Origin of the sequence: uncultured Oxalicibacterium sp. (genome assembly GCF_913776015.1) — a bacterium.
Taxonomy (GTDB): domain Bacteria; phylum Pseudomonadota; class Gammaproteobacteria; order Burkholderiales; family Burkholderiaceae_D; genus Oxalicibacterium.
The window spans coordinates 46,578-58,834 of record NZ_CAJYMD010000014.1 but is presented as its reverse complement, the minus strand read 5'-3'; the positions used below and the strand labels follow the sequence as shown (position 1 = coordinate 58,834).

General features: G+C 54.7%; 3 protein-coding genes. 1 reads left to right on the top strand and 2 read right to left on the bottom strand.

Going from position 1 to position 12,257, the window contains the following annotated elements; translation table 11 throughout:
* The first annotated feature begins 11 nt into the window (after window positions 1–11).
* Entirely contained in the window at window positions 12–9,371 is a 9,360-nt protein-coding gene (locus tag QZ725_RS02665; protein WP_293776083.1) for a Calx-beta domain-containing protein, read from the top strand.
* 102 nt (window positions 9,372–9,473) lie between these two features.
* On the opposite strand, the gene QZ725_RS02660 is transcribed toward QZ725_RS02665, so the two are convergent.
* A complete protein-coding gene (locus tag QZ725_RS02660; RefSeq protein WP_293776082.1) occupies window positions 9,474–11,384 on the bottom strand; it encodes an EAL domain-containing protein in 1,911 nt (636 codons plus the stop codon).
* Window positions 11,385–11,427: 43 nt separating this feature from the next.
* A complete protein-coding gene (locus tag QZ725_RS02655) occupies window positions 11,428–12,090 on the bottom strand; it encodes a transglutaminase-like cysteine peptidase (protein ID WP_293776081.1) in 663 nt (220 codons plus the stop codon).
* Window positions 12,091–12,257: the final 167 nt, after the last annotated feature.

The following is a 12,257-nucleotide window of genomic DNA, read 5'->3' as shown; positions in this document are numbered from 1 at the left end:
AAACAGTACCGTTGCAAATCGGTGGCGTGACGGGCACTGGTACGATCATCGATGATGACAATGCACCGACGATTCAATCTGTTACCAACGACAGCAAGACCGAAGGAACGGACCTCGTTCACACGGTGACCTTGTCGAATGCATCGAGCACGGACACAAGTTTCGCCTTCACCCTGGCTGGCAACACGGCCAGTGCAAGCGATTTCGGCTCGCCGACGTTCAGCAACGGTGTGACCTTGAGTGGTGGCAACCTGATTGTTCCTGCTGGTGTCACCAGCTTCACGGTCACGATCCCAACGGTCAATGACAACATTCATGAAGCCAGCGAGACACTTGATCTGTCTGTGGGTGGTGTAGCGGCAGTCGGTACGATTCTCGACAACGATGCAGTACCAACGATCAACACGATTGGCAGCCCAAGTACGACCGAAGGTGGAGATTTAACCTATGCGGTCACGCTGACGAATCCATCGAGCACATCGACGACCTATTCATTTACGCTCGGCGGTGGCACGGCAGGAACAAGCGATTACGGCACGCCAACATTCACGAATGGTGTGACTTATGATCCAGTGGCCGGCACGATCACGGTGCCAGCTGGTGTGACCGGTTTCAATGTCATCGTTCCAACCACGCAAGACAGTATCGACGAACCGGATGAAACCGTACCGCTGCACATCGGTGGCGTCACCGGCACCGGTACGATCATCGATGACGACAATGCGCCAACGATCCAGTCGGTCACCAACGACAGCAAGGTCGAAGGCAACGCATTGGTGCATACCGTGACCTTGTCGAATGCATCGAGCGTTGATTCGAATTTTGCTTTCACACTGGGCGGTGGCAGCAGTAATGCCAGTGCCGGCGATTACGGCACGCCAACGTTCAGTAATGGCGTGACGCTGGTTGGTGGCAATCTTGTTGTGCCAGCTGGTGTGACCAGCTTTACCGTGACGATCCCGACGGTGGATGATGCATTGCCGGAAGCAAATGAAACGTTGGCGATTTCCGTGGGTGGTGTCAATGCGGTCGGTACGATCGTCGATAACGATAATGCACCGAGCTTCTCGATCAACGATGTGAGTGTCAACGAGGCGGCAGGAACGGCGACCTTTACAGTAACCCTGTCGGCTGCATCCGGTCAGACCGTGTCGGTCAATTACAGCACGGCAGATGGCACGGCGATTGCCGGTAGCGATTACTCGTCGGTCAACGGTACGTTGACATTCAATCCGGGTGAAACGATCAAGACCATCATTGTTCCTATCACCAACGATATCCTCCATGAAAACAGTGAAACCTTCACGGTCAACCTGAGCAATCCGGTCAATGCCATCATTGTCGATGCGCAAGGCGTGGGCACGATTGTCGATAACGATCCTGTGCCGGTCATTTCTGCGATCAACAATCCGAGTACGGCAGAGGGCGGCACGCTGGTTTATAACGTCAACGTCAATGGCACATCGAGCATGCCGACGACGTTCACGTTCGTTCTGGGTGGCGGTACCGCGACCGCGGGTGCCGACTACAGCACAAGTGCGCCGACCTTCAGCAACGGTGTGACGTATGACAGCAGCAACGGCACGATTAGCGTGCCTGCCGGCGTGACCAACTTCACGGTTAGTGTACAAACGATTGACGATGCCATCAATGAACCGAGTGAAACCGTGCCGCTGGTTATTGGCGGCGTCACTGGCACCGGCACGATCACAGACAACGATGCGCAACCGAGCCTATCGATCAACGATGTGAGCGTGAATGAAGGCGCAGGCACGGCAACCTTCACAGTCACGCTTTCGGCAGCATCCGGCCAGCAAGTCACGGTTGGCTACAACACCAGCAATGGCACCGCAATGGCGGGTAGCGATTACACCGCCATCAGTGGCACGCTGACATTTGCACCGGGTGAAATCACTAAAACCATCACGGTACCAATCACCGACGATACCTTGAGCGAAGGTAGTGAAACATTCAACGTCAATCTGACGGGTGCCACCAACGCCACGATTTCTGATAACCAGGGCGTGGGTACCATCGTCGATAACGATGTGGCACCAAGCCTGACGATCAATGATGTATCCGTCAACGAGGCCGCGGGTACGGCGACGTTCACGGTGACCTTGTCTGCGGTATCGGGGCAGTCTGTTACCGTCAACTATGCTAGCGCTGATGGCACCGCAACGGCCGGTAATGACTATGGATCGGTCAACGGCACATTGACGTTCGCGCCAGGTGAAACCACCAAAACCATCACGGTACAAATCAATAACGATGCCGTGCATGAAGGTGATGAAACCTTCAACATCAATCTCACCAATGCCGTCAATGCGACGATTGCCGACAGCCAAGGCGTTGGCACCATCGTCGATAACGATCCGGTACCCGTGATCAATTCGATCAACAACCCAAGTACTGGCGAGGGCGGTACGCTGGTTTACAACGTCAGCGTGACAGGTACGTCAAGCACATCGACCAGCTTTGCTTATCAACTGGGCGGTGGTACGGCGACGGCAGGATCGGATTACAGTACCGCTACACCGACCTTCAGCAACGGTGTCACGCTCAGTGGTGGCAATTTGATTGTGCCTGCCGGTGTGACCAACTTCACGGTCACCGTACAGACGCTGGACGATGCCATCAACGAACCGAATGAAACTGTGCCACTGCAAATTGGTGGTGTAACGGGTACGGGTACGATCATCGATAACGATGCGCAACCGAGTCTGTCGATCAATGATGTCAGCGTAAATGAAAGCGCAGGCACGGCAACCTTCACGGTTACTTTGTCTGCAGCTTCCGGCCAGCAAGTCACGGTTGGTTACAACACCAGCAACGGTACGGCCACGGCCGGTAGCGACTATACGGCTACCAACGGCACCCTGACTTTTGCGCCGGGCGAAACGACGAAGACCATTACGATTGCGATTAGTGACGACACCGTCTTCGAGGGCAATGAAACCTTCAACGTTAACCTGACGGGTGCGACCAACGCCACGATCAGTGACAACCTCGGTGTGGGTACCATTGTCGATAACGATGCCGCACCAACTATCGGTAGTATCAGCAGTCCGAGTGTCAACGAAGGGTCTGCACTGGTCTACACAGTGAATGTGACGGGCACGTCGAGTACATCGACCAGCTTTGCCTACACACTGGGTGGCGGTACGGCTTCGGCGGGCGATTACGGTACGCCAACCTTCAGTAACGGTGTCACCCTCAGTGGCGGCAATCTGATTGTGCCGGCCGGCGTCACCACCTTCACGGTGACGTTGCCGACAGTTGATGATGCGCTGAACGAACCGAATGAAACGGTGCCGCTCGTCATTGGTGGCGTGACTGGCACTGGTACGATTCTCGATAACGATGCGGCCCCAAGCCTGTCGATCAACGATGTTTCGGTCAACGAATCTGCTGGCACGGCAACCTTCACCGTCACCTTGTCGGCCGTATCTGGCCAGAGCGTTACTGTCAACTACGCCAGCAGCAATGGTACGGCGACGGCCGGCAGCGATTACACAGCAGTCAATGGCACACTGACGTTTGCGCCGGGTGAAACGACGAAGACGATCACGGTTCAGATCACCAACGACACAGTCTATGAAGGTAATGAAACCTTCAATATCAATCTGAGCAGTCCGAACAATGCGACGATCAGCGACAATTTGGGCGTTGGCACGATTGTCGATAACGATCCGGTCCCAGTTATCAATTCGGTCAGTAGTCCGACCGTAACGGAAGGAACGTCGCTGGTGTACACGGTTAACGTGACAGGCACATCAAGCACGTCGACGAACTTTGCCTACACGTTGGGTGGTGGTACGGCATCCACGAGCGATTACGGCACGCCGACCTTCAGCAACGGCGTGACATTGAGCGGCGGTATCTTGAGCGTACCGGCCGGCGTGACGAGCTTCACAGTCACGTTGCCAACAGTGGATGATGCGCTCAATGAAACGAGTGAAACGGTCCCGCTTGTCATTGGTGGCGTGACAGGCCTCGGCACGATCAACGACAACGATGCGCAACCGAGCCTCTCGATCAACGATGTGAACGTCAACGAAGATGCCGGCACGGCCACGTTTACGGTCACTTTGTCGACCGCTTCCGGCCAGCCGGTCACCGTCGGCTACAACACCAGCAATGGCACGGCGACGGCTGGCAGCGATTACACGGCTGTCAATGGCACGCTGACGTTTGCCCCGGGTGAAACTACCAAGACCATCACCGTGCCGATCATCAATGACACGGTGTTCGAAGGCAATGAAACCTTCAACGTCAATCTGGTTTCGCCAACCAACGCCACCATCAGTGACAATCTTGGTGTCGGTACCATTGTGGACAACGATGCAGCACCGGTCATCGCCTCTATCAGCAGCCCGAGCGTCAATGAAGGTACAGCGCTGATTTATACGGTCAACGTCACCGGTACATCGACGACAACAACCAACTTTGCCTACACCTTGGGCGGTGGCACGGCCTCCACCTCCGATTACGGCACGCCAACGTTCAGCAATGGCGTGACATTAAGCGGCGGTATCCTGAGCGTGCCGGCCGGTGTGACAACATTTACCGTTACGCTACCCACAGTGGACGATGTGCTGGATGAAGCCAACGAAACCGTGCCATTGATCATCGGTGGCGTCACGGGTACCGGCATTATCCTTGATAACGATCCAACGCCGAGCCTGTCGATCAACAACGTTTCGGTCAATGAATCGGCTGGTACGGCAACCTTTACGGTCACGCTGTCTGCCGCATCGGGCCAGAACGTCACGGTCAATTACGCCAGCAACAATGGCACGGCAACCGCTGGTAGCGATTACACGGCTGTCAGCGGTTCGCTCACGTTTTCTCCTGGTCAAACGACTAAGACCATCACGGTACCGATCATCAACGATACGGTTGCCGAATCGTCCGAAACCTTTACCGTTACTCTCAGCAATCCAGGTAATGCAACGATCGCGACCGCAACTGGTACGGGCACCATCATCGATAACGATCAGCCACCAGCGATCGACCTTGATGGCAACAATTCCACCACAACGGGCAACAACTATGTAACGAGTTACACGGAAAACGGTGCGGGTATCAGCATCGCTGATACCGATATCGCCATCACCGATGTGGACTCAAGCACATTGGCAAGCGCTACCATCACGCTGACCAATGCCCAAGCCGGCGATGTAATGACGGTGGGTACGATGCCTGCCGGTATCACGGCTAGTGTCAATGGCAATGTCATTACGCTCAGCGGTAATGCCTCGCTGGCGAATTACCAGACAGCGATCCGTGCGATTACTTACAGCAGCACCAGCGAAAATCCGAGTACTACGCCGCGCATCATCAACGTTGTGGTCAACGATGGACAAAGCAACAGCAACACGGCCGTTGCCACGATCAATGTAATTGCCGTGAACGATGCGCCAGTCGGTGTGGCTGATAACTACAACGGCAGCAATAGTGTCGTCGAAGGTAAGACAGTCGTGCGCGGCAACGTGCTGGCCAACGACACCGACGTTGATTCGACCACGCTCACCGTCGCGCAATTTGCGACCAATAGCGGCTCGACCGCTACTACCGTCAATGGCAGCAACGCCATTACTACAGCGCTGGGTGGCACGGTCGTGATGAATGCCGACGGTACGTTTACTTATACGGCACCGATACGTAACCATGCGGACAACATTTCGGACATCGACAGTTTCGTCTACCGCGCTTCGGATGGCAGTCTTAATTCGGGTTGGACCACGGTGCAGATCAATGTTACCGACTCGGCACCGGTTGCTAATCCCGATACGGATAGTGTCGGCATCGGTTATCGCGATCAATCGACAAATAGTGTGGCAAGCGTGGCGGGTAACGTCATCACGGGTGCCGGTGGAACAGGTGGGCCGGATATGCTAGGTGGCGATGCCGCTCGCGTATCGAGCATCGTCTTTGGCGGTACGACGTATAACCTCACGTCGTCGAACACCACGATCACAACGACGAACGGTACGTTGGTTATCAACGATACGGGTGCCTACACGTATTCGTCGAATTATCAGAACAAGGTGGTGACTTCTTCGTCTGCGACGGCAGCGACAATTGCCGGCTGGAGTGCGGCCGGAATCTCTTTGTTTGGCTTCGACGGCACATCGCCGCTGACCAATGGTAATAACAACTTGAGTCTGTCTGCCTTAACTGGCACAGCATCTGGCATCGTGCGTCAGCGTGATAACAGCGGTACTAACAACGATGGTGTTGGTGTCGAAAACTCGAATAACACAGGAAATAATAATGACCGCATTGAGAATGGTGAGCATCTTGTCTTGAATCTTGGTATGGCTAGCCGTAGCACCAGTATCACTTTGACGGATCTATCTGCAGGTGAAACTGCGCAATGGCGAGCTTATGATGCAAATGGCGCACTAGTTGTTTCGGGGACGATTGCCGGAGTTTCAGGCAATATCGCCAGTGCGACGATCAGCGCAAATTCGCCTTTTCAGTACATTGTGCTCTCGGGTACCAATGGTTCTGCCTATCGCGTCAACGGACTGACCGCCACGCCAGATCTGACGGCTGTTACACCGGATCAGTTCACTTACACACTGACTGACGCCGATGGTAGTGCTTCCACCACGACGCTTACGGTCTCTACCGATAGTGTGGTGACGGCAATTGCGGATACTGCCACGGTGTACGAGTCCGGCCTTGCCGGTGGTACGCAGGCAGGTAATGCTGCATTGCCTGTGACGGCCAGCGGCAATCTATTCGACAATGATGCCGGCGTGACACCGAGTACCATCATTACCAGCGTCAACGGCGTGACAGCATCCAACGGCACCATCACGGTGACCGACTCGATCGGAACACTGGTTGTTAATGCCAATACAGGTGCCTATACCTATACGCTTGTAAGCAAGACGACAGAGGGTGTCAATGATCATCCAACGTTCAATTATGTCGCGCGTGACACTTTCACGAACCAGACGACGAATGCCACGATGACGGTGAATATCGTCGACGATGTTCCAATCGGTGGCGATATTGAGCAAACGCTTCAGGCTGCATCGACTTCGCTCACGTATAACCTTGTCATCATTCTGGATCGTTCGGGCAGTATGGCCACGGATGCTAACGGCAATTACTCGTTCCAGTCTGGCTACGATCCTTCTACGGTGAGGATGGAAATTGCCAAAGAGGCGTTAGCCAAATTGATCGACCGCTATGATGGCTTGGGCAACGTGAACGTCAAGATCATCGATTTTTCCAGTACGGCGAGTGGTAGCGCGGCAGTCAACGAAACCGACTGGTTCATGGATGATAAAGGCAACGCGGTCAGTTACATCAACGGTATCCAGTCGTCTGGTGGTACCGAGTATTCGACTGCACTGAATGAAACGATGAATGGCTTTACCAAGCCGGCAGCAGACAAGACCTTGTTCTACTTCATTACCGATGGTGAGCCAAGTTCAGGTTTCGCCGTAAATGCCACGCAGCAGACACAGTGGCAAAACTTCGTTGCAGCCAATGGTGATGTTGCTTTTGGTATCGGTATCGGAAGTGCTTCGTTGAATGCGTTGCTGCCGATTGCGTATCCGAATACGGATGCCGATGGCAATGGCGTGGAAGACTATGCGATCAAGGTTAACAACGCGGCGGATCTGGCCGACACCCTGCTGGCAACTGTGGGTTCCGGTCTGGTAACAGGCAACCTCGGCGTCTTGAGTGGTAATGCTACACACGGGTTCTTGCTCGGGGCCGATGGTGGCGCGATCCAGAGCGTCACAGTCGATGGTCAAACTTATACTAATAATGGTAGCGGTTCTGTTTCCATTGCGACCAACAAGGGTGGCGTACTGGAGCTGAACTTCGTGACAGGTAGTTATACGTACACGTTGGCAGTCAACAAGACCACACAGAACCAGCAGGAAGTTTTCCAGGTAACGGCAGTCGACGGCGATGGGGACGCCAAGACCATCAACCTGAAGGTCAATCTCGATTACATCGCCAACCTTGATGCCAATCGCGATACGATCCTGACCAATGTGCAAACTGGTACGGCAATTACGATCTCGTCGGATGCGTTGTTGCACAACGATGCAACGGGCACCAGTGCCACCGTGACGAGTTCGCAGAACGCCGTCAATGGTTCGGTCAGTGGTAGCGGTACGATCACCTTTACACCGACTGCTGGCGCGAGCAGCGGCACGGCGATCAAGGTGACGAAAGAAGCCTTGCTGGACAATACGCAGGGCGGTCAGACGCCAATCAACGATGATCGTGCCAATGCGTTCGAGATGTTGCGCGAAGGATTCGGCACGGTCTTGCCAGGTGGTCAGGCCTGGGCGGTGGATGTGGCAGGCAGTACGCAAGTCTTCAGCGGCACGATCAACAATCGTTCGAACACCGTGCGTGACAGCGACTACGTCAAGATGGCTTTGTTTGCCGGAGAGCGTATCTTTGTCGATGTTGATAACCAGACTGCGGCCATGAATGCCTATGTCGAATACTATGATTCGCTGGGCGTGTTGCAGACGGTACAGATTACCAATACTGGAACCGGCACGGGCTCGGCACCGAATGGCTACTTTGTCGCACCGACCGACGGCGAGTTCTATATTCGGGTCGAAACCGCAACGATTTCCACCAACAGCAACACGAATTACAACCTGCTGGTGACGCTCGATCAGATACAGGGGCCATTGTCCGAGTCGGCGCAGTTTGATTACACCGTGACGGAAAATGGTGTCACGTCCTCTGCTACGGCCGACATTTATCACGTCTCCGGTACAACCATCCACGGTACGGATGCCGATGAAATTCTGATCGGCGGCAGCACGGATGACATTCTGTACGGTGGTGCCGGCAATGACGTGCTGATCGGTGGTGCCGGTAACGATACGCTGTACGGTGGCACGGGCGCGGATCGTCTTGATGGCGGCGCGGGTAACGACATCTTGAATGGCGGTGCGGGTAACGACATCCTCATCGGTGGTGCCGGCAACGACACGCTGACGGGCGGGCTCGGTGCCGATACCTTCAAGTGGATGCTGGCTGACAAGGGTGCGGTCGGTGCGCCTGCCATCGATACCATCACCGATTTCGATAGCGTGACAGGCGGTGACAAGCTGGATCTGCGCGATCTGCTGCAAGGCGAGATCGGTCAGGGCGTGGGTACCAACCTGACCAACTATCTGCATTTCGAGACAGTCGGTTCGGACACCAAGGTCCACATCAGTAGTAGTGGCGGTTTCAGTAACGGTTACAACGCCGCCAATGAAGATCAGACCATCATCCTGCAAGGCGTCAATCTGCTCAATGGCATGAGTGGCGATCAGCAGGTGATTCAGGATCTGATCACTCGCGGCAAGCTGCAGACGGACTGATCAATATCCGGCCACAAAAAAGCCCGTCACAAGACGGGCTTTTTTTATTTTCTCTGCGTCAGACTGGGGATCCGTCAAAGCGAAGTTCACTTGTTTACAGCTTTAACGCACGGCAGGCCCTGTTGCACCATCGAAATCCAGTGTACGCAGTATGCTCAATTCGGCTTCAGTGGATACGCCTTCGGCAAAGATTTGCAGATCGATCAGATGCACGATGTTGATCATGCCTTTGAGGAAAGCATGGTTGCTGGCATTGGTATCGAGTTCGCGGATGAAGCTTGCATCGACCTTGAGGTAATGGAATTCGAGTTCGTGCAGTTTGCCGATCTGACTGAACTGGCGGCCGAAGTGCTCAATGCCGACGCGGCAGCCATGCTGCGCGATGTCGCTACAGAAGCGACGGAATGCCGCCAAGTGTGCGAGCACGCCGTATTCAGGGATTTCCAGCAACAGACGCTGGCTAGCAAGGGGATGCTTGTGCAAGAGCGCCTTGATGTTTTGCAAGAACGTGGCATCGTGCAGCGATTCGCCGGACAGATTGATGGCCAGTCCGGGCAGGGCTTGGTCACGCGCCAATTCTTCCAAGCCGTGGCGTACTGCGATCAGATCCAGTACGCCAGTCATGCCGAGGCGTTCGGCAATCCACAGGAAGCGGCCAGCCGGCAGCCATTCGACTCCATCACTAATCTGAATGCGCAAGGCACTTTCGCGATGCACCACCTGATTGTGATTGTCGAGTACGGGGAAGAGGGCGAGCTTGGTGCGGCCATGCTGAATGGCTTCGTTGAGCGTCTTGCTCCATTCTTCAGCATTGCTTGGCAACGACTCCATACCGACTGTCGTACTTTCGTGAATGCCGTTGGTATTGGTTGCTTCCACCTTGGCGAGTGCATGGTCCACGCGTTCCAGCAAGGTACCCAGCATTTCGCCTTGTTGGAACGAGCCGATGCCGATGAAAGCAATTGCCTGATCCGGTACATAGACGGAAGCGGTGGCGACTAATTGCTGCAGCAGTTCATCGGCTTTTGTTCGTGCGTCCCATGCATCGGGCAGCATGATGGCGAAGTCGGCGCCATTGAGACGAGCGCTCAATGCACCGGGCAATGGAGCGCAGAAATGGTCGATGGTGGTGCCAATACGTTGCAACAACGCGTCAGTGGATTCACGACCAAGTTTGCGATTGATGTCAGCCAGGTGCGCGATGCGAATCAGCAGCAGATGACCGCGGTGTCCTTCATCGACATCGAGAAAGGCTTTGAGTCCGGCCATGAAGCGCGTGCGATTGAGCAGGCCTGTCAACGCATCGTGATTGGCTTCCCGTTTGAGTTGATCGAGACGTACGGTTTCTTCATCGAACATGCTCTTGAGACGCATAACGGATGAGTTCATCGCAGCCACAAGCTGGCGTAGTTCCGGTACCTTGGGTTCCGGTGTGGTGAGGAAGCGGCGATCACTGATGGCACGTGCCTGTTCGACGACCTTGTCGAGCGGCTTTTTGATGCGACGCAGGATCAGTGTGCTCAGATATGCGCCGACCAGGCCTGCCAACAACAATGCCAGTGCCAGTTGCTGGGTCGATGACCACAAGGTGCGATATACGAAAGCATGCTGACTGGTCACCTGCACGGTGCCCAACTGTTTCCAGCCATCGCTGATGCTGGCTTGACCTGCCGGCGCGCTGATCGGGAGTGTGTGAATGAACCACGCTGGCGCACCAGCATCGAGATCGCCTGCGGTGCGTTCAACAAGCATCTCGCCGCGTGGGCCGACGATGCGAATGGATTGGAAGTAACCGCTGTCGAACAGCGCTGCTGTCGCCAGTTCCATTTCGATCGTATCGACCCCGCCGCGACTGAGCGAAAGCGCCAGCGCTGTTGCTGTGTCATTGTTCTTGAGCCGCAACTGTTCTTCCAGATAGGTGCGTGCACTCAGCGTGGAGGCGAGAAAACCGCCGATCAGCGCAAGTGCAGTGCTGAGGATCAGAGCCAGCCATAGTTGACGATACATCGACATGATTTTTTCCTTCGTCTTTCCTGAGTCACATACGTTGCGTTATTCAAAAACCTTGTTCGCGTGCGCGCTGCAACAGATCACTCCAGCGCGAGAGTTGTTGCACACCGCCGCTGCCTACCGTGGCATGGCCTTCCACGCCGGCGAAGATGCCTTGGCTGTTGAAGCTGAACACCGGTTGCAGGTCGCTGCGGCGTGAAGCCGGGCGAATGTCGGTGATCAGATTGTCGAGTACCAGTGGCTCGGCGTCGGGAGAAGGGTAGTAGGCCAGCACCATGTGTGCCACTTGCACATTGCTGGCAGTGCCGCCAATGCGTGCCTTGACGTAAATGAGTCGCAACTGTTCGACAGGAATGCCGAGATGCAGCAGGGTGAAATATTTGGCGATGGTGAAGTCTTCGCAGTCGCCGGCACCCTTGGCCAGGGTTTCGAGTGGCGTTGCCCAGTAATCGCTTTGACGCCAGATTTCCATGTCGCTACGAAACTGGATGCGGCGATTGAAGAATTCATTGATGCGTCGCAGTTTGTCATTCGTACTGAAAGCCTGGCTTTCTTCCATCACGCGTTGCCAGTCGATGACATTCTGCTTGTTGCCGCCGAGTGTTTGCATCGCTTGTTGCAGGCGCGTGAAATCGATTGCCTTAACATTTCCATGTGGCAATACAAAGCACGCGATCAGCATCAGTGCAACGAGATGCAGCCATGCCATGCGAGACAGGCACTTGTTCAAGGGCGATTCACTAAGGAAGGAAAAACGATTGTGACAGTCATTTTGCCAGAGAGAAAGCAGCGTGATTTATGCCACACATTTCCATGTGGCAACCCTATCTTCGCAGACTTTAACAAAAATTTTCATTCGTAAATTTAAAACCTTGT

Excerpts from the sequence above, each read along its gene's own strand:
- QZ725_RS02655 (WP_293776081.1), bottom strand. The coding sequence starts at position 12,090 with ATGGCATGGCTGCATCTCGTTGCACTGATGCTGATCGCGTGCTTTGTA.
- QZ725_RS02660 (WP_293776082.1), bottom strand. The coding sequence starts at position 11,384 with ATGTCGATGTATCGTCAACTATGGCTGGCTCTGATCCTCAGCACTGCA.